This is a genomic window from Pseudomonas sp. 1152_12 (genome assembly GCF_052850675.1).
Window position 1 is genome coordinate 1 of sequence record NZ_VXCW01000016.1, and the last position, 24,670, is coordinate 24,670.

Consider the following 24,670-nt stretch of genomic DNA (forward strand, 5'->3'; position numbering starts at 1 on the left):
GGTAGTCTTCGTCTTCTCTCACCCAGGCACCACACGGCACAGCGCGGGCAGGAATAGCCCCGTCAATACCGTCCCCACCAACGACGACGATGGTTTGGCCGGGTGTCAGGCCGCTGTCGAGCAGGGCGTCGTCCTGGCCGAAAACGGCGACCTTGACGGGCGCGAAGCTGACCTTGCCGTCATCACTGATCGGCCATACGTCGGTGCCACGCCCCGCGTTTTACAACGTGCCGTTGGGCACGCGGGTGTACGGCGCTTGGCCGTTACCTTGCAGGCGTACGGTGATGGTCGAGCCGAGGACGAAGCGGGTGACGGCGCCGTGCAACACATAGCGCGCGCGGTAGGTGCGGGTGAGCGGGTCGGCGCTGGCGGACAGCTCGCGCAGGGTGGCGGTGACGGCCTGCTCCGGTGCGTCGAAGGCGAACGCCAGGGCCTTTTGCGAGGCGTGGTCGCGCTGGTTTTCCGGCAGGTTGACGATCGCTTCGCGGGCGCCGTCATGGGCCAGGCGCACGACGATTTGCCCTTCGGCGACGATCTGGCCGCGTTCCACGCGCACGTCGGTGATGATGCCATCGCTGTCGGCCTTGAGTGCTGAGTAGGTGCGGCGGTTTTCGATCTGGCTGGCGTCGGATTGAGCTGCAGCCAACTCGGCTTCGGCCACGCGCTGGTAGCGGTGTTCATCATTGCGACGCTGACGCACTTGCACCTGGGCGGCGCTCACACGTTCTTTAGCCGAACGCAGGGCCAGTTCAGAGTCGCCGAGGTCCAGCAGCAAAAGCGTGTCACCTCGGGACACGTGCTGGCCGGGGTCGACCTTGCGTTCGATGACCTTGCCGCTGACCCGGAAGCCCAGGTCACTTTGCGTGCGCGCAGCCACCACGCCCGTGTAGGCGCTTTGCTGGGTGGCGGCGGCTTCAACTCTCGCCGCGGGCACTGGGCGGGGCAGGGGCACGCCGGCGGCGGTGTCGGCTTTGTTGTTGCAGCCGCTGATGAAGATCAACAGGGCCAGGGATGTGAGAAGGCGCAAGGGGAGAGGGTGCATGACGGGCTCCGGGGATAACTACTGGAAAAATTACGATCATAATTTTATCTAATATTATGGTCGAAATATAAATTAATCCAGTCTCTTGATGTTCCACACGGCAAACGCCTCGGCCCCTCGGCGGTGTTTATTAACCTGCTGGGGTTTAATGGCCACCATGCGCCTTGGGCCTCAGCCGATGGCAGTGCGGCCCCGATGCTCATCATCCAGGCCTGCGTTGGGGGCTCGACGTGTGGCGCATTTCATCTGTTACGCCAGCGCCAGGCCAGGGATTGTCCTACTCGTAGAACGATCAAGGCCGATTTTACCGTCTAGTAGTCAACGGCCAGCGGACTTAGGGTGTACGCAACTTGGAGGTACACCATGAAAAAAATCATCGGCATCTACACCAGCCCCCGCGCCCATTGGGTCGGCGACGGCTTTCCGGTGCGCACACTGTTTTCCTACGACGCGATGGGCAAGCACATCAGCCCATTCCTGTTGCTGGACCACGCCGGCCCCGCCGATTTCACACCGACCGAACAACGTCGCGGCGTAGGCCAACACCCACATCGCGGCTTTGAAACTGTGACCATCGTGTACGACGGCGAAGTCGAGCACCGTGACTCCACCGGCGCCGGTGGCACGATCGGCCCCGGCGATGTGCAATGGATGACGGCCGCCAAAGGCATCCTCCACGAAGAGTTCCATTCCCAAGCCTTTGCCCGCAGCGGCGGGGCGCTGGAGATGGTGCAACTGTGGGTCAACCTGCCGGCCAAGGACAAAATGGCCGACGCCGGTTACCAGACTATCGTCGATGGCGATATTCCGGTGCTGCCGCTGGCGAACGACGCCGGGCAGTTGCGCCTGATCGCGGGTGAGTTTGCCGGTGCCCAGGGGCCGGCGCGTACCTTCACGCCGATTGACGTGTGGGACTTGCGTCTTAACGCCGGTAAAGCGGTCACGCTGGACCTGCACGCCGGGCGCAATACCGCGCTGGTGATCCTGCGCGGCACGGTGCTGGTCAATGGCGAGGAAGTCGCGCGCCAAGGGCAGTTGGCATTGTTTGAACGGGATGGCGAGCACATTACGTTGGAAGCCAATGACGACGCCAAGGTGCTACTGCTCAGCGGTGAACCGATTGATGAACCTATCGTCGGCCACGGGCCGTTCGTGATGAACACCGAGCAGGAGATTCACCAGGCGTTTGCTGACTTCCAGTCGGGCCAATTTGGGCAGATGCAAGCCTAAAGGCTCGCTGCAATACCCCTGTGGGAGCCGGCAAGCCCGCCCCCACATTTTGTTCTGCGCTATACCCGACATCTTCAATTCATGCGATCTTCAGCGCATTCGCCCTGGAGTCGCCTGGATGCCCTCATTTATCGCCGATCACCCGATGTTGTGCGCCGTGGCGCTGATCTTTATCGACATCGCCGTGTGGCGGCTTATTTCTGCCAACCTCGCCAACTGGAAACTCGCGGCGCGCCTGGCGATTTTTGCCGTGTACAGCGCCGTGCTGTTCAACGACGGCATGAACCCTATGCAACTCGCGCCGTACGCCGACAACACCGCCTTGCACCTGGCCGCCACCGCGTTGCAGATCGGCTGGTGGCTGTTCGCCGCGCGTACCCTCACGGTATTGCTTGGCACGGTGATGATGCAGCGAGTCGGGCATGGCGGCCGGCTGCTGCAGGACTTGATGGGCGCGGTGATTTTCCTGATCGCGATCATTGCCGCCATGGCCTACGTGCTCGACCTGCCGGTCAAGGGCGTGCTCGCCACCTCCGGCGCCGTGGCGATCATCGTCGGCCTGGCGTTGCAAAGCACCCTGAGCGACGTGTTTTCCGGGATTGTGCTCAACACCACCAAGCCGTATCAGCTGGATGACTGGATCTCCATCGACGGCACCGAAGGCCGGGTCACCGATATCGACTGGCGCGCCACACGCCTGCAAACCTCCCAGGGCAGCATGGCGGTGATCCCCAACTCCCTGGCGGCCAAGGCTAAGATCATCAACTTCTCACGCCCTGCGGACGTGTTCGGCCTGGCGGTTAGCCTGCAAGTCAGCCCGCACGCGCGCCCGCAAACCGTGATCGAGGCGCTGGAACGGGCCATGCAAGGTTGCCGACTGTTACTGGCCAAGCCCGCGCCGAGCGTGGCATTCAAGACGTCAGTCAGCGGTGGCGTCGAATACGAAATCAGCGGCTTTGTGCCGGCCATGACCCTCAAGCGCGAAGTGCGTAACCAACTTTACGACCTGGCCTTCCGGCACTTGCAAGCGGCGGGCGTGGGCCTGCTGTCTGCCGCTGAGGGCAGCGTGCCACCGGCTTTATCTGGTGCTCGGGCGTTGCTGGAGCGCTCGTCGATTTTCTCCACCCTGCGCCAGGAGGAGAAAGACACCTTCAGTCAGAACATGACCCTGCACACCTACCGTGCCGGTGAGATGATCCTGCCGTCGGGCGAGGTCAGCGATCATTTGTTTATCGTCGAGTCTGGCGTGGTCTCAGTGATGCTGATCAAGGGCGGCCACACGTTCGAAGCCGGGCGCATGGGCCCGGGCGAGGTGATTGGCGAAGCGGGCATTCTGTCTGATCAGGCGACGCTGGCGGATTTTTCCGCGAAGACCTTCTGCACGCTGTACCGCATCGAGAAGGCCTACCTGAAACCCTGCCTGGATGCGCGCCACGACATCAGCGAAGCGATGAAGGCGCTACTGGATTTCCGTCTACACACGGCGCAGGTCCTGACCCAGGACGCACCGGCCGTGCCGGTGAAAAAAGGCATCCTGCAATGGCTGCGCAGTCGCGGGCTGTAGCGCTGATCAAGGCGCCATGGCGATGCGGTAGCGCTCGTCGAAATCATCCGCCAACTGCGCCAGCGTTACGTCGCCCAAACGCGCCATCAATAGCGCTTGCGCCTGGTCGAACGCGTCTGTCAGCGCCGCATTCACCGCCTGTTCCACCAGGCACTCGGGGTGGTCGGTGGACAGGCCAATGGCAAATATCGACGGCGTGCCCAGGGCATTGTGAATATCCAGCAAGGTGATTTCACTCAAGGGTTTGCCCAGGCACCAGCCGCCCTGATGGCCCTTTTCCGAACGCACGTAGCCCTTTTCCTTGAGCAGCCCCAAGGTGCGCCGTACCACCACCGGGTTGGTGCCAAGCATTTGCGCGATGGTTTCGGAAGTGGCGCGTTCTTCATGGCGGCCCATATGGATCAGCACATGCAGCATGCGTGAGAGGCGGGTGTCGTTTCTCATCAAAGAACCTCAAGTCGATTCGCTGCAAAGTATCCTTCGTAACCTAAAAAGTTGCGAGACCCTTGACGGGCTATTTTTACGTAACTTATGGTGTGTCGTGAAGGCGCGCGGATAACCGCGTGCACACAACTCGAGATCACTTTCATGATGCATGACGTCATTATTGTGGGCGGCAGCTATGCCGGCCTGTCTGCGGGCCTGCAACTGGCACGGGCGCGGCGCAAGGTGTTAATGATCGACGCAGGGCAGCGGCGTAACCGCTTTGCCGCCACCTCCCATGGCTTTCTCAGCCAGGACGGCCAGGCGCCGGGCATCATTGCGGCCGAGGGCCGCAGCCAATTGATGGAATACCCGACGGTGACCTGGGTACAAGACAGTGTGGTCGAGGCCGTAGCGGAGCAGGGCGGTTTTCGCGTGCGCACCCAGTGCAATGGCGAGTTCAAGGCCAAACGCCTGGTCCTCGCCACCGGTGTGGTCGATGAACTGCCCGCTATCGAAGGCTTGCAAGAACGCTGGGGCACGCGGGTGTTTCATTGTCCTTACTGCCACGGTTATGAGCTCGACCAAGGCCGCATCGGCGTATTGGCCACCTCGCCGCTGGCGATGCATCACGCGCTGATGCTGCCGGATTGGGGCACCACCACCTTATTCACCAATGGCGTGTTTACCCCGGATGCCGAGCAGCAGGCGCAGCTGGATCGACGTGGGGTTGCGGTGCAAAGCACACAGGTCACACGCATCAGCGGCGAACGCGCTGATCTGGAATTGGCAGACGGTCGGGTCATTGCGTTGGACGGCGTCTTCACCATGTCCCGCACCCGTATCAGCCCGTTGGCCGCGCAATTGGGTTGTGAGTTGGCCGACGGCCCCACCGGTGCCTATCTGCACACCAACGACATGCGCCAGACCTCGGTGGCTGGCGTGTTTGCCTGTGGTGACACTTCACTGGCCGCCGGCTCCGTAGCGCTGGCGGTGGGCGAGGGCGTGCGCGCCGGGGTCGGTGCGCACTTTTCGTTGATCAGTGGCTGAGGTAGGCCGGGGTTTACGTGGGCCGCGAGGTTTTCACGGCATGGGTCATGTCGGCGATCAACGCCTCTTCGCGGTCTTCGCTCAGGGCTTGCGGGGTGATCGCGAGCACTTCCAGGGGCGTGCTTTTTGGCACCTGAATGTTGGCCACCCTGTCGGTGTCGATGTAGGCCGGGTGCACGCCGATCACCAGAGTGTTCTGCTCGCGCAGGTCACCGCGCAGGCCGTTGGTCAGGCCCCCTGGGCAGGTCTTGAGGTGCTGTAGCCGCCGTAGCCGGGCGGGCTCAGCCAGCTCAGAACTTAAAGGATATTGATCAGCGCGCCGCCGCCTTGCTTGGCCAGGGTTGGCGCCGGTAACCATCACCACTCTTCCACTGATATCCATCGCGCCGTGTTTGCCGGGGTGATGCGCTTCGGCGATTTCCAAAAGTACCTGGGCGTGGCGAAAAACATCCTCACCACACGCCTCAAGGACATGGTCGAGCAAGGCCTGCTGCACACCCGTGAGGTCGGCGCGTGCAGCGAATACCAACTGACCGACAAAGGCCACGGGCGAGGCCTGGAAGATTTCGTCACGCAGCGGGGTTAAGCGGGTTGGCCATCCACTAACTGCTGAAACAACGGCGTCAGCAAATCGATCAACACCTGCGGGTCCGCCTTGGCCAGCGCCGACAATTCCAGCCTCTGGCGCATCACCTGAAAGCCCAACACTAGCGCCAGCACCAGCGCTGCGCGCTCCTGGTGATGCGCGCCCTCAAGTGCAGCGGCCAGGGGCGCCTGGTGGGCTTTTTCGAGGTGTTCGCGACCCATCACGGCGGCGCGCGTGCTCAATGCCGACTGCAGCATGATCAGGAAACCTTCCAGCGGCGTGCTGCCGGCTTCAGTCATGCTGACCAGCGCGGTGGCGATGCTGCGCCCAAGGTTTTGCACGCTGAGGTGGTCTGGCGTCAGGGTGACGGGGCTGGCCAGTGCCTCGGCGATCACTTCGGCAAACAGCTGCTCCTTGGAGGCGAAGTAGCGGTTGACCAGCATCACGGTTAACCCCGCGCCGGTGGCGATTTCACTCAGGCCGGTGCGCTCGTAGCCGGAGTGGGCAAACGCTTTACGCGCGGCCACCAAAATGGCGTCGCGGGTGACGGCGGCATCGCGCCGGCGAGGAGTCGGGTTGGGCATTGGCGTCCTGAGGTGGCGGGTAAGGGTGGTCGCGCAACCGGTGCGCGCCGACAGGGTACAGGGTCTGTTTGCTGTCGAGGAAGCTCGACAGTGGCGCATTGAATAACGAAGGGGCGCGGGCCCAGGGTGATTTTGTTCAATACCGCAGTCGTTGCGCCCTTTACCGTGAGGCCATCTTCGCTTGGCATCACAAAAAGGAACCGCAATGAGCTTGATCCTCTCCATGGCCGCCTTCGCCCTGGCCACCTCCATCACCCCGGGCCCGGTGAATGTGGTCGCCCTTAGCGCTGGCGCGCGCTTCGGCTTTGCCGCCAGCCAGAAACACGTGTTCGGCGCCGCCGTCGGCTTCACCTTGTTGTTAGTGCTGATCGGTCTGGGCCTGCATGAAGTGCTGGTGCGCTGGCCGATTCTGACCCAGTTGATCCAGTGGGGCGGGGTCGCGTTTTTGCTGTACATGGCGTGGAAGCTGGCAGTCGACGATGGCCGCCTCGACGCCGAGGGCATCGCCACCGCGCCGTCGATGCTCTACGGCGCGATCATGCAATGGCTCAACCCCAAAGCCTGGCTGGCCTGCGTAGCGGGCATGGGCCTGTTCGTGGCCGATGGCGATGCGCGCCAAGTGTGGCTGTTTGCGGCGCTGTACCTGGTGATCTGCTACCTGTCGGTGGCCTGCTGGGCGTACGCCGGCACTTTCTTGCGCCGATACCTGAGCAACCCGCAAGGCGTGCGCCTGTTCAACCGCTCAATGGCCGCGTTGCTGGTGGCCAGTGTGGGTTATTTGCTGATGGCTTGAGCAAGTCGCGGTACTGCCCGGGCGTGGCGGCAAAGTGTTGTTTGAACGCCCGTTGAAAGTGCGCCTGGTCGGCAAAGCCCGCGGCCAGGGCCACATCGGCGATCAGCTCGCCGTTGCGCAACTGGGCGCGGGCAAACTGGATGCGCCGGTTGACCAGAAACGCATGCGGCGTGAGCCCGTAATACTGCTTGAATGCACGGATCAGGTACGACGGCGACAGCTCGGCCGCCAGGCAAATCTGCTCCAGTTTCAACGCCTCGGTGCAGTGCGCGCGGATGTACTCGGCGGCGCGCTCCAGCTTGTGGTTAACCTCGCGCACCGGCGTCAGCGAAGGGTTCAAACGCTGCTGCACCTCGGTAAAAAAACTCACCAGCGCGCTCTGCTTTTGCAGCAATTCGGCCTGTTCGTCCAGCAGCATTGCGTACAGCTCAAGCAAACTGTTGAACAGCTGCGGGTCGCGGGTGTGCGGGGTGTTGAACGGTCGATAACCCTGGTCGGTACTGAAACCGAGCTGATGTTGCAGGTCGGTCAGCCAAGGCGTGTCGAGGTAAATCATATGATACGACCAGGGCTGGTCGTCGATCGGGTTGCACGCATGCACATCGCCGGGGTTCATCAACACCACCGTGCCCGCGCTGATCTCAAACGTCTGCGCGCCATAGTGGTAATAACTGCGCCCGGTGGTAATCGCGCCGATGGAAAAATGCTCATGGGCGTGGCGGGTGTACGTCACCTTGCGTCCGTCGGCGATGGTGCGCGCCTCGATGAACGGCAAGCGCTCGTCACGCCAAAAGCGCGGCGCTTGCGCGGGGTGAACGGGGGTGTTCATCGACATGGCGCAGGCTCCATCCCTTGATCAACGAGCAGCGATCATTACACAGCCCAAGGCTGAATCGCCATGGCCGTTGATCAAAGCGCTTTAGACAAAAACACCCGGCTGCTGCCTTCAGGTTCACAGGGTATTTCGCCGAACCGCACCCAACCGTGTTTCTCGTAAAAACCTGGCGCCTGAAAGCTGAGGGTATACAGCACCGCATTGCGGCAACCCCGCCGCCGCGCCTCGTCTTCAAAGGCGTGCAGCAATTGGCTGCCCAGGCCCGAACCGCGCAGGGAGTCGGGCAAGTGGAACAGGTCGAGGAAGGCCATGCCCAATGTGGTTTTGCCGGTGATGCCGCCGAGGACCTGCTGCGTATCGGGGTCTTTAACCAATACCGTCAGCGGCAGGCGGTCGTTGAAACCGGTGATGGCCTCATTGAACACGGCCAGGCCGTTGCCGAGCAGGCGCTCGGCGTCGGGGTTGGGCTGGTCGCTGATATCAATGAGGGGGGCGCTCATCATTGCCTCTCAATAGGTGCCTGTGGGGCGGTATGCAGCAGGTTCGCCATGCGCCATACCACCGGTTGCTTCACGCCTGCTGCCATCCTCCCATGCCGTCGGCCTTGATCTCGAAATCGATGGCCTCACGGTAAGGATCGCCAAGCGCGGTGTACTGGCCGTTGCCGGCTGCTTGGGTGGCCTGCCAGTACTGTGTAGCGGGGTCGAACACCTCAGCATCATCGCCGGCGGTTTGGTCAATGGGGTTAACAACGGGGTCGCCGTTGTCGATCTGGGCTGTTTCAAACAGCTTATGAAGACGCTCCTGCTGGGGGTGGAGGCTTTGCAGATCTGTCGCCTTGCGGGCCATCAGAACATCATTCCCGCTTTGCGAGCCGGCCCTCAGCACGTCATTTCCATCCCCGTGTTGAGGCGGGTTGGGTGTTGGTTTTTCGGTATTGATCTTGCTTGCTTCGTAGTGTGAGTAGAACGAAGCGATTGAAGCACTGATTGAAAGCATGAATGCACCTCTCTGATGGTCAATAAAACACCCGCCGGACCCTATTCCGGCTGGGTGCATCGCAGACTACTGAGCCGTGCCAAGGCATTCAATGCGTTGATTTTGGGCGGATGTAACGGGGTAAAACGCCGCTGGCTGCACTCACACAGCCCGAGCTGTGCGTCTGTAGTGCGTGGCTAAAATTAACGTACGATGTTTCAAGTTAAGCGCCAGACAGTGGCGATGGAGACAGCGACCTTACCTGTTGAAACACAGTCGCCCTCTGAGCGATGGCTGATGAGCATAAATCCCGACACAAAAAGACCACCAGCCCCTAACGACCTAAAGCCCCATCACCATCTCATGCCACGCCATCCCGCCATGCGCCGAAGGCGAAGGCTGCACATAGCTGTACCCCATGCGCGTGTACAACGGCACATGCTGCTCCTTGCACATCAAATGAATCGTCTGCTTGCCCAGCGCACGCATGCGCTGCACAAACTCGGTCATCAACGCCGTGGAATAACCCTTGCCCTGCTGCGCCGGGTCGACCACCACCGACATAATCACCACATTCGGCGCCTCGGCCGAATGCCCCACCAACTCCTTGAACGCCTCATCCGACATCACCACCTGATGCGCGCAGCCACAATTGATAAACCCCACCACCGCGCCATCCGCCTCCAGCATCAGAAAACCCTGCGGGTACTGCGCAATACGCGTGGCGATCTTCTCCAGCGTCGCGGCTTCATCGCCTTCATAGGCACTGATTTCAATCTCAAAACAACGGGCGGCATCGGCGGGCAGGGCGTTGCGGAAGGCGAGGGCGGGCATGGGCGTTTCCTGAGGCGTTAAGCGAAAGGCCACATCATAACGGCCATAGCTGCGTCGAACAAAGATCAAACTGTGGGAGCTGTCGAGCCCAGCGAGGCTGCGAAGGCGTCAGCACAGACACCCTCAAACCCAACTCAGCCCCCAATCCCCACCACCCCAGAAACCAGAAAACCCGCCAACGCGGGTTTCCTCACACCTCAATCCAACATCCGCGGTGTTTCAACCGTGGCCCGTTAGTCTATTGGCGAGTAGTCCGCGATCCTGGCATTGCGCAGTGCCCTGTGGAGGTGAGGGCCGACGCGGTTGACGTTCTCCAAGTGGGTTGGGCTGAACGTGCCATCAGCAAGATCCGGATAGAACCTTAGCGAAAGCGCCAGCAACCTTTTCGCAGAGCGAACTTGCTGAAGGAGATACGGCTTGCCGACGCTCACCTCCGGTTGCTGAATGCCGTTCGATTCGGCAACCGCAAAGAACACCTCTATCGTCCTCAGTATATTTTTCGCGTCCACAGCCACTTGAATCTTTTCCCGATCAGGCATGCCGGGTGGCACGGGCGCGCGCAGTGTCGCAATCTCCGGCTGAGGGTTGCTCGATCGCCATGGCGGCTTGATTCCTATCATGTTGAATACTCCTGTGCGTTGACCGTCAGAGGGCGACGGCCCACCGACTGTGCACAAGCGTGAGCACGCCATGGCTCTACATGTTTATAGGCAACCGGGAAAGGTAGTTACCTCATCGCCGCCTCACACGCCATATCGGCGCCAAGCACCTATCAACCTGTGTGAGTTATCGAGCCGAAGCGAGGCCGCGAAGGCGGTAGCATAAACACCTCAAAGCCAGGCCAGCCCCCAACTGCCCACCTCCCCAACAACCAGAAAACCCGCCAACGCGGGTTTTCTCACAGCTCAAATCACATCAACTCACAGCAGGCATATCAAACCCCCGCCGCTCCATCACCGTAAACACATCCGCCACATCCTGGACCATGATCCGAGCGGTATTGGCGACGGTATTGATGTCGTGCTCGGCATAGTCGGACACATTGGAACAGGCCATCAGGTGCAGGTAGGCGAGGGCGGCGTTGAGACGCTCGCTGGCGCAGGCGTGGAGCTCGCTGAGCGGGGCGTCGCTGTCGATGAGGAGGACAGGGTATTCGGTTGCGGTTTGGGACATGGGGGTGAAGCGGCGGGGCGGGTGTTGGGTAGTCATAAGGTTCGATTCTATTTTGAGTAAAAAGAACTGCCACCTTGCTGCTGCGAAACAGTCTGGGTGGCAACTGTGCGCGGGTTCGCAGACCAGGAAGAATCACCCCCGGCAGACCCGAAGGTCTCCCACGCACAGCCGCCATAAACAAGACGCAGGCGGGCTCCGCCTGAGGGTCTGATGACTGTGCAGGTTGATTCTATTTTGGTTGGGCTGCGAAACCCGGTCGCTGACCGAGGTGGGCGACGGTGCGAACTATAAAGTGCTGTTGGTCAGGGTGCAACTGAGAGGATGTATCAAGCCTCACCAACCGAATTCCCTCATTCTTCTTGCAGGAGATTTTGGCTAGTTTCACAAAGCTACTTGCCCATTTGCGTTGGACCTGAGCGCTCATGAGCATCGCGGTTAACCATCACGATTGCGGACATGATTGGCAGAAATGGGCTGATTGATTCATAGAGCGACGGGGTGAAAATTGCCGAGAGCCGTCGAGCGTGAGCGGCTGCAAACGACCGATTGTGTTGAAAAAGTCGGTTTTCCCAAAACACTCGAATATTGATGGATGAAAACACCTCTGCTGGACGCTGCTACATGAAATCCGAGTCCTGAAACTACTGCCAAAAATTCAGATTTCAACCTCAGGCGCGTATTTTTCTGCCGTGAAATTCGAAGCCGACTCTTTCAACAGAATCGGCCGTTTGCAGCCATTCACAACAGGCTACAACCGCCCCGCAGCCCCCAATTACACCCGCACCACAAACCCCTGCGCCGCCCTTCGCTCAAACATCGCAGCCTCCGTCTCCCGCGTCGCCCGTTCGCCTTTATCAGACAACTGAGTAAAAAACGTCGCACTCCTGAACTCACCGGGCACCATCGTGTGCGTGTCTTTGAACAACGGCGCCAGATCAATCGTCTTAGCGAAGTTCTCCTTAGTCAGGCTGTAGAACCCCATATAACTCCCCGACCACGGCGAATCAGCGTCCACCAAATCAATGGACGCATTGCGATAAGCCACGGCTGCCGCTTTAAGCCCCAGCGAGTTGTTGAGCAGGTCGGTGAGCCGCTGGGTGTCCGAGCTGCTAAGTTGGCTGGCGGTATCGAGCACTTTGAGTTTGCCGTCGGCCTCGACCGTGAAGCCGTACTTTTTGCTGGCAAGGTCGGGCGCGCTGGTCGCCAGTGTTGCCTGGAAGGCCTGGAAAGAGGTTTTTAGCGTCTGGTGCGCGCCGGCGGCGATCTCGGCAAATCGAGGGAAGTCCGGTGATTGGGAGCGGCCGACCCAGGTGTCGACGACCTCCAGCGGTTTCGCCGTGGTGCTGGCGCCTGCACTGGGGTGGTAGATGGCCGCTGGCGTGGCATTGGCCAGGGTGTTCTTGTCGGCATTCGTCATCGGCTGGGACTCAAGCTTCTGTCCGGAAGGCGTGAGTAGGGTGTTAGCCGGTGAGAGGTAGGTTGCGCTGACGGAAAGGGCCATTTAATCACTCCATGATTGGCGGGTTTCCTAGAGGTTATCGACGGGGATGCAGCAAGCTTTAGGTCGGTCGACAGTCGGCGTCTTGCTGTTCGCTGGCTGGCCCCAAAATGGACGAACCACCCATGCCCTGGCCGTAAAGCCAAGACAGGAGTGGTTCCGTCTATCACTTTTTCCTGATTTCATCCGACCGCTCTCTGCCGTTAGTTCCTCAATGGCTATGCCGATGAAGCACCCCGGAACGTCCAGTGCGTAGGCATGCACTCAGACTGAAGTAGTCCATTTCTGAAACGTCAAAACCACCCCTGCACACGTCTTACCTCCGCTGTAGCGCCTTCTTATAGTCGTGCGCCTCAGTCACTTGGAGGTGCACGCATGCAGGGACCCTATGCATTTATCAATGAACGACCGCAGCCCTATCCCGTGCTCAAATTGAGCCTGGCGCTTGATCCGCGTACTCACACCAAATTCGACACCCTCAACCAGCATATCCGCAACACGCTGGTGTTACCGGGGCAGTTGGTGATCATTGGCGACAGCCGAACCGCCGCCTGCACCGCTGAAGAGGCACAGCTGATGCGCTCGGCGCTGAATATTAAGCTCGCCCTGTTGGCATACTCCGCAACCGACCAGTTCCTGATCAAAAACTATGATCAGTTGCAGGCCATCTTGTCCTATTCGTCCGTTGGCATCGGCAGTGCCAGCAGTGCTTGGAGCAAGCACTTGGCGCAAGTGGAGAAGACCCTTATGGACATCGAGGATTTGCATCAGCAGTACTTGAGAAAGGGCACCACGGGCGCGCGTGAAGCGTTTTTGGTTAAGCGAAGGGCGCTGTTTGCCAAGTTGGACAGCCAAATCTCGGGCATGGCGCGCTTTGGTACGGGGTTGAGAAACGAAGGTTCGATTAAAAAGATGCTGGGGATTTCCAGTAAAAGCTACTGGCAGCATGGAGAAATTCGGGGGTATGAGGCGCGGGTTAAGCGTGTAGCCAAGGCTTCGCAGATGTTGAGGAAGGGGACTTACATTGGTATAGCGCTGGATGTTGGGGCGACGGCGTTGGAGATAACGGAGGCGTGTTCTACTGGGCGTGAGCAAGCGTGTACGCAGGCGAAGTATGTTGAAGGAGGAAAGTTGGTGCTGGGGGTTGGTGGTGCATCGCTAGGCGGGAGTATTGGTGCTTCGGTAGGAATAAGTGCCTGCATGATTGTTTTTGGCATACCTACAGCAGGCGCCGGAGCCTTGGCATGTGCCATCGTTGGCGGCGCCACAGGCGGGCTCGTTTTGGGCAAAGCCGGAAGCGCTCTCGGAGAAAGCACAGGAAAAGTTCTCTATGAGACTGTGAGGGATTAAATGGTCTTCGAATACATCGGGATGTGCGCGGGCGTCATCATGCTACTCAGTATCCTTCTCACTTTTTTTGTCATGTTCAAAAAGCTCGATGCAGCAGAACGCTTTGTGGAGCACAGCGACTATGTAACCATGCACAGGCGCATTTTTCGTAATGCTCCATTTGAAGGCCGACAGGTACGCGTATTCGCCATGGCTATTATAATTCTTATGCCTAAAGTACTCCAATGGAGGCGTTTAGTACGGGCTGAGGACGTTGAAAAAATTCCACGGCATCTCAAGTACTGGATGGTCATACCGACACTGATTGCTTTCACATCCGCTACCGTCATGTGTATAAGCTGGCTCTTTATAGAAAACTAATCCGCCCCCCCAAAAACTGAAGAACCACCCAAACCCCGGCCGCAAAGCCAGGATATGAGTGGTTCAAAACATCACGATCAAGTCACTACAGGCAGTCGGCTCAAACCCCACTCACCAATTTTCCCCCCTCCATCCTGCGTTTATAAGCACTGTCCCGACTCGCCAACCAAAAATACAATGGCGACGTCACCACCAACCCCACCACCCAGGACAAATCCGCCCCATTAATGTGTTCGGAAATCGGCCCCACATACAGCGGCGTGTTCATAAACGGAATCTGCACCGCAATCCCCACCGCATACGCCAGCAGCGCCTGTGGGTTGTACTTGCCGTAGATGCCGCCATCCACCCGGAAGATCGAGGCGATGTCGTATTTGCCTTTGTGAATCGCGTAAAAGTCGATCAGGTTGATCGCCGTCCACGGCACCAGTACCACCAGCAGCACCAGCACCATGTCGACGAAGTGGCCGATGAAGTCTTTGGAGGCGAACACCGCTGCAATGGCGCAGGCGGCGAGTACGAGGATGGAGATCACCGCGCGGCTTTTGGCGGTGGGGATCCAGCGGTAGGCGAAGGTTTGCACCAGGGTGATGATCGACAGTACTGCGCCGTACAGGTTGAGGGCGTTGTGGCTGATCACGCTGAGCAAAAACAGCACCAGCATCAGCGGGCCGATGGCGCCGGTGGCGAGTTTGACGGCGTCCATGGTGTCCATGCCTACCGGCGTGGCGAGCACGGCGACGGCGCCGAAGATGAAGGCCAGGCTGGAACCGAGCGCGGAGCCGAGGTAGGTGGTCCAGAAGGTTGCGGCGACGGGCACGTCGGCCGGCAGGTAGCGGGAGTAATCCGACACGTAGGGTGCGAAGGCGATTTGCCACAGCGCGGCGAGGGACACGGTGGCCAGCCAGCCGGAAATGTTAAAGCTGCCACGGGTGAGGAAGTCGGTGGTCTGTACGTGGGTGAAGATGTAGCCGAAGCCCAGCACGATGCCGGCGCCGAGTACCCAGGTGCCGATGCGGTTGAGCACGTGGATGAAGCGGTAGCCGATGATGCCGATGATCCCGGAGCCGATGGCGCCGATGACGATGCCGACCGGTACGGGCACGCTGTCGACCACGCCGTGCAGGGATTTACCCGCCAGCACGATGTTGGAGGCGAAGAAGCCGATGTACATCACGCCGGCGATCACCACCACCAGCAGCGCGCCGAGGGAGCCGAACTGCGCGCGGCTTTGGATCATTTGCGGGATGCCCATTTGCGGGCCTTGGGCTGAGTGCAACGCCATCAACACGCCGCCGACCAGGTGGCCGACGAGGATGGCGACGATGCCCCACAGCAGGTTCAGGTGGAACAGTTGCACACCCAGCGCGCCGGTAACGATGGGCAACGGTGCGATGTTGCCGCCGAACCACAGGGTGAACAGGTCTCTTACCTTTCCGTGGCGATCTTCCGGGGGCACGTATCCAATCGTGTGTTTTTCGATAAGCGGGGCGGAGGATGTTGCAGTGGTAACCATGACGAGCTCCAAGGCAAGGTGAGTACGTTGACGTACTTCGCTGTGCGCTGCACGGGCGGCGCTTTGTTGTTGGAGTGATCATCTGCAATGGGGGCAGGGAGGTAAATTAGTAAGTTTGTTGCTATAGACCTTAAAAAATATAGCTCACCGGTTTTTTTGCTCCGGTATGTTGCATGGACTTTAATCCGTGTGAAAAAGCCGATTTTCGCGCACTTGTTTGGGGCGAAGTCCCACGTTTCTGGAGGTCCCGATGGCTGCCTATAACCTGCGCCAACTCAAATATTTTGTGACCACGGCCGAGTGCGGCAGCGTCGCCGAGGCGTCGCGCAAGCTGTATATCGCGCAGCCGTCGGTGTCTACCGCGATCAAGCAGTTGGAAGACAGTTTTGGCGTGCAGCTGTTTATCCGCCATCACGCTCAGGGTGTGTCGCTCACGCCCAGCGGCGCGCGGTTTTATCGCAAGGCGCTGGAGCTGTTGCGGGTGGCGCATGAGTTTGAACAAAACGCCCTGGCCGACAATGATGTGGTGGCGGGGCAGATCGATATCGGCTGCTTCGAGACCGTGGCGCCGTTGTACTTGCCGCGCTTGATCGCCGGCTTCAAGGCGCGTTGGCCGGGGGTGGAAATCCGCATCCGTGATGGCGAGCAGCAAGAGCTGGTGCAGGCGCTGACGGCGGGCAGTATCGACGTGGCGATGCTGTTTGAGCATGACTTGGGCGGCACCATCGAGACCACGCCGTTGATGCCGCCGCAGCAGCCGTATGCACTGTTGCCGGCGGATCACCGCTTTGCGCAGCAGGCCAAGGTGTCGTTGGCGGATCTGGTGCTGGAGCCGATGATTTTGCTCGATGTGCTGCCGAGCCGGACGTACTTCGTGAGCATCTTTGAAGAGCGTGGGTTGACGCCGAATATTGTGTTCAGCTCGCCGTCGATCGAGATGGTGCGGGGCATGGTGGGGCGCGGGTTTGGGTTTTCGATTCTGGTGACCAAGCCGTTTACCGAGTACACCTATGATGGGCAGAAGGTGGTGTGTGTGCCGTTGACGGAGACCGTCACCGGGTCTGGGTTGTCGGCAGTGTGGCTGCGGCGGGCGCCGCTGACCAAACCGGTGCAGTTGTTTGTGGATTACTGCCGCGAAGAACTCGCGCGGTTGCTGGGCTAACCCTGAAATACCCTCTGATAGACCATGAAAATCAACAGTGGGAGCGGGCTTGCCTGCGATAGCGGTGGGTCAGCTGCAAAGGTGCCACCTGATACACCGCTATCGCAGGCAAGCCCGCTCCCACAGTTGCACTGTGGTGCTGGATAGAGAGATGGCTTAGGCGCGAATCGAATCGAGCATGCGCTCCAGCATGGCATCACAGCCGGCCAACTGCTCAATACTCACAAACTCATCCGGCTTATGCCCCTGGTCCATACTCCCTGGTCCGCACACCACGGTGGGAATGCCGACTGCATCAAACAACCCACCTTCAGTGCCAAACGCCACGGTGCCGAAATCCCTGGAGCCGGAAAACGCTGCAATCAACTGCGCCGCCTGGCTGCGCTCATCGGTGACCAACCCCGGATACGCCGACAGCTCGGTAAACCGAATCGCGCTCTGTTTGCTCACGACTTGCATGCGCGGCAACACCTGCTGCATGGCGTAAGCTTGCAGCTCCTCAGCCACTTCACTCGGGTCCATCGACGGCAGTGCGCGCACTTCAAAATCAAACCGGCAATCCGCCGGCACGATGTTCAGCGCCTTGCCGCCGGAAATCACCCCGGTCTGCACGGTGCTGAACGGCGGGTCAAACCGCGGGTCCTGTTGCTCGCGCAGGCGCTGGCCGATCCGCCCCAGTTCACCGATCAGCTCGGCGGCATGCTCAATCGCGTTCACACCATACGGCGCATACGCCGAGTGGCACGCCTCGCCCTGCACATCGCAACGCATGGCGAGCTTGCCCTTGTGGCCGAGCACCGGTTTCAGCTCGGTCGGCTCGCCGATGATGCACAACATCGGTTTCACCGGTTTTTGTTCCAGCACCGCCAGCAACGAGCGTACGCCCAGGCAACCGACTTCCTCGTCGTAAGACAGGGCGATATGCACCGGCAGGCGCAAGTCGGCCTTGACCAAGGCGGGCACCAGCGCCAACACACAGGCGATGTACCCCTTCATATCTGCCGTGCCACGGCCAAACAGCTTGCCGTCGCGCTCGGTCAGCGCGAACGGCGGCACGGTCCACGGTTGGCCATCCACTGGCACCACATCGGTATGCCCCGACAGCACGATGCCCGGCAATTCCACCGGGCCGATGCTGGCGAACAGGTTGGCCTTGCTGCGTTCTTCGTTGTAGACCAATTCACTGGCCACGCCGTGACCGGCCAGGTACTCGCTTACAAACTCGATCAACAACAGGTTGGATTCGCGGCTAGTGGTGTCAAACCCCACCAGTGTCTGCAGCAACTCGTGGCTGCTGTTCATCGGTCGTCTCCGGCCACGCCGTAACCGGGCGAGCGGTCGGGGGCGAGGGCGCGGTCGATGTAGTCCTGCACTTGTGGGCGGTAGGCGTCCCAGAGCTTTTGCAGCTCGGCGATCGGCTGTTCATCGGCCCAGTCCACACGCAGGTTGATGATCGGCCAGGTCAGTTCGCCCACCACCACCAAGGCGGCGGAATGCACCGGCCCGGCTTCGCCACCGGCGGCGATGGCGGCGTGCATCGCCGCCAGCAGGCGGTCGGCCAGTTGGCCTTCGCCGTGTTCAAACGCTGTGACCATCGCTTCGATCACCGCGCGGTCGGCGAGCATATTGCCGGCGGCCACGCACTGTTCGCCCGACACGGCATTGTGGGTGCCGAGGGTTTCGCTGCCGCTGAAATGCACGCTGCGGCCCAGGTGATCAATCGCCGTCAGTTGCCGGTATTGGCTGTAGCCATTGCTTGTCAGGGCTTTGTCGACGGCGGCAGCAGGGTCGAGGCCTTGTTCCAGCAGGTCGAGCACGTCCGGGCCCAGGGCCGGCAACGTGATGTTCTGGGTCGAGACCGCCCCCACACCGGGGCGCAGCCACGGGCAGCGGGCGCCCACGGCGATGCTCGAGGAGCTGATGGCGATGCCCAGCTGGCCGGTGTCTGCGCAACGCGCGACGATTGAAAAGGTCATGTGCGGCTCCTTATTCGGGAATAACGGCGATCACGTCAATTTCCATCAGCCACTGCGGCTGGCCGAGGGCCGAGACCACCAGCCCGGTGGAGATCGGGAACACGCCTTTGAGCCACTTGCCGACTTCCTGGTACACCGGCTCGCGGTAGCGCGGGTCGATCAGGTAGGTGGTGGTCTTGACGATATGGCTCAGGTCGGAACCGGCTTCTTCCAGCAGTTGCTTGACGTTTTTCATCGCCTGCTCCGCCTGGGCGCGCGGGTCGCCCAGGCCGATCAGGTTGCCGTCAAAGTCGGTGCCCACCTGGCCGCGCACATACACGGTGTTGCCGGCGCGCACGGCCTGGCACAGGTCGTTGTCCAGGCTCTGGTTAGGGTAGGTTTCCTTGGTGTTGAACATGCGGATGCGAGTGTGAGTAGGCATCAAAAAAAACTCCGAAAAAAGTGATCAGGCGATGACAGGCGACGGGTGGGCAACCAGTGCGGGTTCGCGGTATTCAAGGTATTGGCGCTGGATGGCGATGTGGTCAGCCACGTACTTGGCGTCGTGCCACACGCCCCAGATAAACGACGAGCCCCGGCGCGACTGCCACGGCAAGCCGAGGAAGTAGATACCCGACTCAGGGGCCACGCCGCGCTGGTGTTGCGGTTTGCCGGCGGCGTCAAACGCATCGACCTTGAGCCAGCTGTAGTCAACGGCAAACCCGGTGGCCCAGATAATCGAGGTGATACCGGCCTTGGCCAGGTCCAGCTCCAGGATCGGGTTTTGGATGCACTCGGCATCCGGGAATACGCGTCGGGCTTGGGGCTCCAGCGGCAGGTCGAGGCCGTTGCGCTCGATGTAGGCGTCCGCCGCATCCAGCAGGGCCAGGTAGTTCTCATCGCCGCGCGCCAGGTTGTCGATCAGGTTGGGCTGGAAGCTGGCGGTGGTGCCGTTGAAGGCTTGGGTCAGGCCAACCAGGGTCATGCCTTGCTGGGCCAACTCGCGAAAATCGATGGTCTTACCGCCGTGGGCGCCGCTCACGGCAATGGTCACGTGCTCGCGGCCGGGTTTCATCGCGGCCTGGTCCCACTCGCCCAATACGCCCAGCCACCAGCAGAAATCGCGGTTGCGATAGGCGCGTGGCGGGCGGTCATGGGCGCCGACCGACAGGTACACCTGACGGCCGGAGCGCTGCAATTCATCGGCGATCTGTACACCGGACGAACCGGCGCCCACCACCAGCACCGCACCGGCGGGCAGTTGCGTCGGGTTGCGGTAGTCGGCGGAGTGGATCTGGTGCAGGGCAGTGTCTTTAGGTGCAATCGCCGGAATCACAGGCTTCTGGAACGGCCCGGTGGCGGCGACCACGCGGTTGGCTTCGATCACGCCCTCGCTGGTGTGCACGGTAAAGCCTGGGCGGCCCATATTGCGCACCACCGAGGTCACGTCCACGCCGGTGCGGATCGGCGCGTTGAACTTGCGTGCATAGGCTTCGAAGTAGTCCGCCACGCGCTCTTTTGGCGCGAAGCCGTCGGCCGCCACGTCATCAAATTCCAGGCCGGGAAAACGGTCATGCCAGGCCGGGCCGTTGGCGACCAGTGAATCCCAGCGCCCGGTGCGCCAGCGCTCGGCGATACGGCTGCGCTCCAGCACCAAGTGCGGCACGCCTTGCTTGCTCAGGTGCTCGCTCATGGCCACGCCGGCCTGGCCGGCGCCGACCACCAGCGTGTCTATTGTTGTTATGGCTTGAGTCATGTCTCTGTCCTTGCGTAATGCAGTTGGATTCAGCTTGGGCATGGCTTCAAGGCTAGGGGGAGGGCGGTTTTTAATAAAATATTATTAAGCTTTGAACAGAGCATAAATATCGAATGCAGGCTCACCCTATCGGGTGATTTCGAGGAGGGGCAGGGTGTGTGACCATCCTTGCAGTTCTTAACGCGAGTCTTCGAAGTGGAAAACGACCGGCTTTCTTCTGCGCAATGGTTCGAACACATGGCCCAAGTGACCGACAGCCTCGGCCAGTCGGGGTTCGCCGCAACCTTGTTCGAGGCCCTCGGGTTCCTGCAGCCGATCCAGGCCACCACGCTGTATTTCTACCCGAGCGGCGGCATGCCCAGTGCGTTGTTCGAACTGGAAGGGCCATGGTTGCCCCAAGGCAATGTGCGCCAGTACCTGTCGGGTTTCTATTTGCTCGACCCCTTTTATGGCGCGTGTGTGGAGGGCGTCAGCTCCGGCTGTTACGCCCTTGCCGACGTCGCCCCCGACCATTTCGAGCTCACCGAATACTTCCAGTCGTTTTACCGGCACTCGCACTTGGAGGATGAACTCAACTACATCCTGCAATCGAGCAATGGCTCAAGCCTGGCGGTGTCACTGGCCTTTACGCAGAAGCTCGACGCCGCCACTACGCTGCAATTCAAGCGCATCGCCCCGTGGGTGCTGGCGGTGCTGGGCAAGCACTTCGTGGGTCTGGATGCCCTGGGCGCGCGTTTCGAAAACGTGCTGGAACAGCGCATTCACTCGGCGTTGAACAACTTCGGTTCGTCGATATTGACCGAGCGTGAATGCGGCATCGCCCAATTGATCTTGCGCGGGCATTCCACGCGCTCATTGGCCGAGCGCCTTGGCGTGTCTGAGGACACCATCAAGTCCCACCGCAAACACATCTACACCAAGCTGGATATCGGCGCGCAATCGGAACTGTTCGCGCTGTTCATCGATTCCTTGGCCGAAGCCCAGGGCGTGCTGAGCAAAGACCCGCTTGAAAGCTACATGAGCAAGCACCGCTGAGCCGGCGTTGCTCCTCCTTGCGTCATCACTAATAAGAGAGACATGTCATGAATGTACCCGCCCAATTGAAGCGTCGCACCGAGGATTATCAGCGCTCTGATGCAGCCCACCATATCCATGGGTTTGTCGATCAAAAGGCGCTGAATGCCGAAGGCCCGCGCGTGATGGTGCGCGGTGAGGGCCTGTACCTGTGGGACAACGAAGGCAAGCGTTACCTGGACGGCATGTCGGGCCTGTGGTGCACGCAACTGGGCTATGGCCGCCGCGATTTGACCGCCGCCGCCGCCGCGCAGATGGACCAGTTGGCCTACTACAACATGTTCTTTCACACCACCCACCCGGCGGTGATCGAACTGTCGGAACTGCTCTTCAGCCTGTTGCCGGCTCACTACAGCCACGTGATCTACACCAACTCCGGCTCCGAGGCCAACGAGGTGTTGATCCGTACCGTGCGCCGCTACTGGCAAGTGGTCGGCCAGCCGCAGAAGAAGATCATGATCGGCCGCTGGAACGGCTACCACGGCTCCACGCTGGCAGCGTCCGCGCTGGGCGGCATGAAGTTCATGCACGAGATGGGCGGGATGATTCCCGACGTCGCGCACATTGACGAGCCTTACTGGTATGCACACGGCGGTGAGCTCACGCCGGCCGAGTTTGGCCGCCGCTGCGCCTTGCAACTGGAAGAAAAAATCCTCGAGCTGGGCGCCGAAAACGTCGCGGGCTTTATCGCCGAACCGTTCCAGGGCGCGGGTGGGATGATTTTCCCGCCGGACAGCTACTGGCCCGAGATTCAGCGCATTTGCCGCCAATACGACGTGCTGTTGTGCGCCGACGAGGTGATTGGCGGCTTTGGCCGTACCGGCGAATGGTTCGCCCACCAACACTTCGGCTTTGAGCCGGATACCCTGTCGATCGCCAAGGGCCTGACCTCCGGCTACTTGCCGATGGGCGGCCTGGTGTTGAGTAAGCGCATCGCCGAGGCGCTGGTGGAGCAGGGCGGGGTGTTCGCCCACGGGCTGACCTATTCCGGCCACCCGGTGGCGGCGGCGGTGGCGCTGGCCAACCTCAAGGCCCTGCGCGATGAAGGCATCGTGCGTCAGGTCAAGGACGACACCGGGCCGTACTTGCAAACAATCCTGCGCGAAGTGTTCGGCAACCACCCGATGGTCGGCGAGATCCAGGGCGCGGGCTTGCTCGGGGCCTTGCAGTTCGTGGAAGACAAGGCCACGCGCAAACGTTTCGAGCATGAAAACGACCTGGCCTGGCAGTGCCGCACCTTTGGTTTTGAAGAGGGCGTGATCATCCGCTCCACCCTCGGGCGCATGATCATGGCGCCAGCTCTGGTAGCCACGCGCGCGGAGCTGGACGAGCTGGTTGACAAGACCCGTATCGCGGTGGACCGAACCGCACGGATCGCGGGAAAGCTGTGAAGTGACCTGTTCACCACCCTGCGTGCGGGGTGGTGAGCACCCTCTTTCAGACAACGCTTGAACGGCAGTCGATGCCCTCGACTGCCGCGACAGCCTGCATCGCGATTTCCAGGAGTCATCCATGAATACAATAACAAGCGTGGCCGAAACTCCCTCTCATCAGGCACCCCTCAAAACCGCGTCGTCTCGCCGCTTTCGGCAACCGCTGGGGCTGGTCGGGCTGGTGCTGTTTGGGCTTGCGTACATGGTGCCGCTGGCGGTGTTTACCACCTATGGGCTGGTGACCCAGATGACCAAGGGGCACTTGCCCACCGCGTACATGCTGACCCTCGCGGCGATGCTGCTGACCGCCTACAGCTATGGGCGCATGGTGCAGGCGCATCCCTTCTCCGGCTCGGTGTATTCCTATACCCGTAAGGCGTTTGGCGCGTATTTCGGCTTTATCGCCGGCTGGACCTTGCTGCTCGACTACATCTTCTTGCCGCTGCTGAGTTATTTGCTGATTGGCATCTACCTGTCCGAATACTTCCCCGGCGTGCCCACTTCCGTGTGGGTGCTCGGCTCGATTGCGCTGGTCACGGCGCTGAACCTGGTGGGCATCGAGTCCATCACCCGGGTCAACTGGATACTCATCGTCGCCCAGTTGGTGTTCATCGTGGTGTTCGTGGCGTTGTCGGTGCACACCCTCAGCGGGCAGCCCGCGCCGGTTTCACTGCTGGCGCCGTTCCACCATGAGGGTTTCAGCCCCTCGTTGATCATGGCGGGCGCGGCGGTGCTGTGCCTGTCCTTTCTGGGTTTTGATGCGGTGTCGACCATGGCCGAGGAAACCCCCAACCCGCGCCGCACCATCCCGCTGGCGATCATGGTGGTATCGCTGTTTGGCGGCCTGCTGTTTTTGCTGGTGTCGTATTTCGCGCAACTGGTGTTCCCGCAATGGAACAGCTTTGTCGACCCCGATTCGGCGTCGGTCGACGTGATGCGCCGCGTGGGCGGTGAACTGCTGGTGACGGCTTTTACCGCCACCTATGTGGCGGGCTGTTTCGCCTCGGCGATGGTCTCCCAGGCCAGTGTGTCGCGGGTGTTGTTCGCCATGGGGCGCGACGGCGCGCTGCCGCGGGTGCTGGGCAAACTGGTGACGAAAAAACGCGTGCCGGCCACGGCGATTGTGCTGGTCAGCCTGTTCTCGTTGATTGCCTTGTTCATCACCCTGGACACCGTGGCCAACATGATCAGCTTCGGTGCGTTGTTCGCGTTCTCGGCGGTGAACCTGGCAGTGATCAAGCATTACCTGGTCGACCAGAAATTACGCGGCACCCGCAATTACCTGCTGTACGCCGCACTGCCGGGCTTGGGGTTCCTCAGCACGATTTGGTTGTGGACCAGCCTGTCCAGCCTGTCGTTCACGATCGGCCTGTGCTGGATGGGGGCTGGCCTCATCTGTTTGCTGGGCATCACGAAAGGCTTGCGCGTGAAAATGCCGGAACTGCAGATCGCTGAATAACCTTTGCGCCTATCC

The 24,670-nt window shown here is 60.6% G+C and carries 24 protein-coding genes and 2 pseudogenes; 10 read left to right on the plus strand and 16 right to left on the minus strand.

Annotation, left to right across the window (positions count from 1 at the left end):
* Positions 1-1,042: pseudogene (locus tag FW764_RS24415) on the minus strand (efflux RND transporter periplasmic adaptor subunit); the annotation flags it as partial.
* A gap of 363 nt (positions 1,043-1,405) precedes the next feature.
* Between FW764_RS24415 and FW764_RS24420 the strand changes: the two are divergent.
* A complete protein-coding gene (locus tag FW764_RS24420; protein ID WP_446436124.1) occupies positions 1,406-2,272 on the plus strand; it encodes a pirin family protein in 867 nt (288 codons plus the stop codon).
* 118 nt (positions 2,273-2,390) lie between these two features.
* Complete coding sequence (locus FW764_RS24425) at positions 2,391-3,836, plus strand: mechanosensitive ion channel domain-containing protein (protein ID WP_446436125.1); 1,446 nt, start codon at positions 2,391-2,393, stop codon at positions 3,834-3,836.
* A gap of 6 nt (positions 3,837-3,842) precedes the next feature.
* Here the strand turns inward: FW764_RS24425 and FW764_RS24430 are convergent, their stop codons facing one another.
* Complete coding sequence (locus FW764_RS24430) at positions 3,843-4,280, minus strand: Rrf2 family transcriptional regulator (RefSeq protein WP_446436126.1); 438 nt, start codon at positions 4,278-4,280, stop codon at positions 3,843-3,845.
* Between the two features lie 144 nt (positions 4,281-4,424).
* Between FW764_RS24430 and FW764_RS24435 the strand changes: the two genes are divergently transcribed.
* Complete coding sequence (locus FW764_RS24435) at positions 4,425-5,309, plus strand: NAD(P)/FAD-dependent oxidoreductase (protein WP_446436127.1); 885 nt, start codon at positions 4,425-4,427, stop codon at positions 5,307-5,309.
* Positions 5,310-5,322: 13 nt separating this feature from the next.
* On the opposite strand, the gene FW764_RS24440 is transcribed toward FW764_RS24435, so the two are convergent.
* Positions 5,323-5,667 carry a hypothetical protein gene (locus FW764_RS24440; protein ID WP_446436128.1) on the minus strand — a complete coding sequence of 115 codons (345 nt, stop codon included), beginning with the start codon at positions 5,665-5,667 and terminating at the stop codon, positions 5,323-5,325.
* An 18-nt stretch (positions 5,668-5,685) separates the two neighbouring features.
* Here FW764_RS24440 and FW764_RS24445 point away from each other — a divergent pair.
* Positions 5,686-5,853, plus strand: a pseudogene (locus tag FW764_RS24445) (winged helix-turn-helix transcriptional regulator); the annotation flags it as partial.
* Positions 5,854-5,891: 38 nt separating this feature from the next.
* Here the strand turns inward: FW764_RS24445 and FW764_RS24450 are convergent.
* Entirely contained in the window at positions 5,892-6,479 is a 588-nt protein-coding gene (locus FW764_RS24450) for a TetR/AcrR family transcriptional regulator (RefSeq protein WP_446436129.1), read from the minus strand.
* A 205-nt stretch (positions 6,480-6,684) separates the two neighbouring features.
* On the opposite strand from FW764_RS24450, the gene FW764_RS24455 reads away from it, so the two are divergent.
* Positions 6,685-7,272 carry a LysE family translocator gene (locus FW764_RS24455; protein WP_446436130.1) on the plus strand — a complete coding sequence of 196 codons (588 nt, stop codon included), beginning with the start codon at positions 6,685-6,687 and terminating at the stop codon, positions 7,270-7,272.
* On the opposite strand, the gene FW764_RS24460 is transcribed toward FW764_RS24455, so the two are convergent.
* The 7 genes from FW764_RS24460 to FW764_RS24490 all read right to left on the minus strand — a co-directional run bounded on the left by FW764_RS24460 (position 7,214) and on the right by FW764_RS24490 (position 12,593).
* Entirely contained in the window at positions 7,214-8,101 is an 888-nt protein-coding gene (locus FW764_RS24460) for an AraC family ligand binding domain-containing protein (RefSeq protein WP_446436203.1), read from the minus strand. The two genes, FW764_RS24455 and FW764_RS24460, sit on opposite strands and share 59 nt — an antisense overlap.
* Positions 8,102-8,181: 80 nt before the next feature.
* Positions 8,182-8,607 carry a GNAT family N-acetyltransferase gene (locus tag FW764_RS24465; RefSeq protein WP_446436131.1) on the minus strand — a complete coding sequence of 142 codons (426 nt, stop codon included), beginning with the start codon at positions 8,605-8,607 and terminating at the stop codon, positions 8,182-8,184.
* 70 nt (positions 8,608-8,677) lie between these two features.
* The gene (locus tag FW764_RS24470) at positions 8,678-9,106 is read right to left on the minus strand and encodes a hypothetical protein (RefSeq protein ID WP_446436132.1); all 429 of its coding nucleotides are present in this window, start codon (positions 9,104-9,106) and stop codon (positions 8,678-8,680) included.
* A 321-nt stretch (positions 9,107-9,427) separates the two neighbouring features.
* Positions 9,428-9,919, minus strand: coding sequence for a GNAT family N-acetyltransferase (locus tag FW764_RS24475; protein WP_446436133.1), 492 nt, complete (start codon positions 9,917-9,919; stop codon positions 9,428-9,430).
* 233 nt (positions 9,920-10,152) lie between these two features.
* The gene (locus FW764_RS24480; RefSeq protein WP_446436134.1) at positions 10,153-10,539 is read right to left on the minus strand and encodes a hypothetical protein; all 387 of its coding nucleotides are present in this window, start codon (positions 10,537-10,539) and stop codon (positions 10,153-10,155) included.
* 295 nt (positions 10,540-10,834) lie between these two features.
* Positions 10,835-11,128, minus strand: a complete 294-nt coding sequence (locus FW764_RS24485) for a fructose-bisphosphate aldolase (protein WP_446436135.1) — start codon at positions 11,126-11,128, stop codon at positions 10,835-10,837.
* Positions 11,129-11,864: 736 nt separating this feature from the next.
* Complete coding sequence (locus FW764_RS24490; protein ID WP_446436136.1) at positions 11,865-12,593, minus strand: hypothetical protein; 729 nt, start codon at positions 12,591-12,593, stop codon at positions 11,865-11,867.
* Between the two features lie 372 nt (positions 12,594-12,965).
* On the opposite strand from FW764_RS24490, the gene FW764_RS24495 reads away from it, so the two are divergent.
* Complete coding sequence (locus FW764_RS24495; RefSeq protein WP_446436137.1) at positions 12,966-13,940, plus strand: hypothetical protein; 975 nt, start codon at positions 12,966-12,968, stop codon at positions 13,938-13,940.
* Between the two features lie 460 nt (positions 13,941-14,400).
* On the opposite strand, the gene FW764_RS24500 is transcribed toward FW764_RS24495, so the two are convergent.
* Positions 14,401-15,816: a purine-cytosine permease family protein gene (locus FW764_RS24500; RefSeq protein ID WP_446436138.1), complete on the minus strand. Its 1,416-nt coding sequence runs from the start codon at positions 15,814-15,816 to the stop codon at positions 14,401-14,403.
* Between the two features lie 250 nt (positions 15,817-16,066).
* On the opposite strand from FW764_RS24500, the gene FW764_RS24505 reads away from it, so the two are divergent.
* On the plus strand, positions 16,067-16,978 hold the full coding sequence (locus FW764_RS24505; protein ID WP_446436139.1) for a LysR substrate-binding domain-containing protein: 912 nt from the start codon (positions 16,067-16,069) through the stop codon (positions 16,976-16,978).
* A gap of 156 nt (positions 16,979-17,134) precedes the next feature.
* On the opposite strand, the gene argE is transcribed toward FW764_RS24505, so the two are convergent.
* The 4 genes from argE to FW764_RS24525 are packed head-to-tail and all read right to left on the minus strand — an operon-like array spanning position 17,135 to position 20,731.
* A complete protein-coding gene (gene argE, locus FW764_RS24510; RefSeq protein WP_446436140.1) occupies positions 17,135-18,280 on the minus strand; it encodes an acetylornithine deacetylase in 1,146 nt (381 codons plus the stop codon).
* Positions 18,277-18,954, minus strand: a complete 678-nt coding sequence (locus tag FW764_RS24515) for a DUF1028 domain-containing protein (protein ID WP_446436141.1) — start codon at positions 18,952-18,954, stop codon at positions 18,277-18,279. The genes argE and FW764_RS24515 overlap by 4 nt, the downstream gene beginning before the upstream one ends.
* 10 nt (positions 18,955-18,964) lie before the next feature.
* Positions 18,965-19,375, minus strand: a complete 411-nt coding sequence (locus FW764_RS24520) for a RidA family protein (protein WP_003207327.1) — start codon at positions 19,373-19,375, stop codon at positions 18,965-18,967.
* Positions 19,376-19,399: 24 nt separating this feature from the next.
* A complete protein-coding gene (locus tag FW764_RS24525; RefSeq protein ID WP_446436142.1) occupies positions 19,400-20,731 on the minus strand; it encodes a flavin-containing monooxygenase in 1,332 nt (443 codons plus the stop codon).
* Positions 20,732-20,884: 153 nt separating this feature from the next.
* Here FW764_RS24525 and FW764_RS24530 point away from each other — a divergent pair, with 153 nt between their 5' ends.
* The 3 genes from FW764_RS24530 (at position 20,885) to FW764_RS24540 (ending at position 24,655) form a co-directional block, all read left to right on the plus strand.
* Entirely contained in the window at positions 20,885-21,724 is an 840-nt protein-coding gene (locus FW764_RS24530) for a helix-turn-helix domain-containing protein (RefSeq protein WP_446436204.1), read from the plus strand.
* 47 nt (positions 21,725-21,771) lie between these two features.
* Entirely contained in the window at positions 21,772-23,154 is a 1,383-nt protein-coding gene (locus FW764_RS24535; RefSeq protein WP_446436143.1) for an aspartate aminotransferase family protein, read from the plus strand.
* A 121-nt stretch (positions 23,155-23,275) separates the two neighbouring features.
* Complete coding sequence (locus tag FW764_RS24540; protein ID WP_446436144.1) at positions 23,276-24,655, plus strand: APC family permease; 1,380 nt, start codon at positions 23,276-23,278, stop codon at positions 24,653-24,655.
* Positions 24,656-24,670 lie beyond the last annotated feature (15 nt).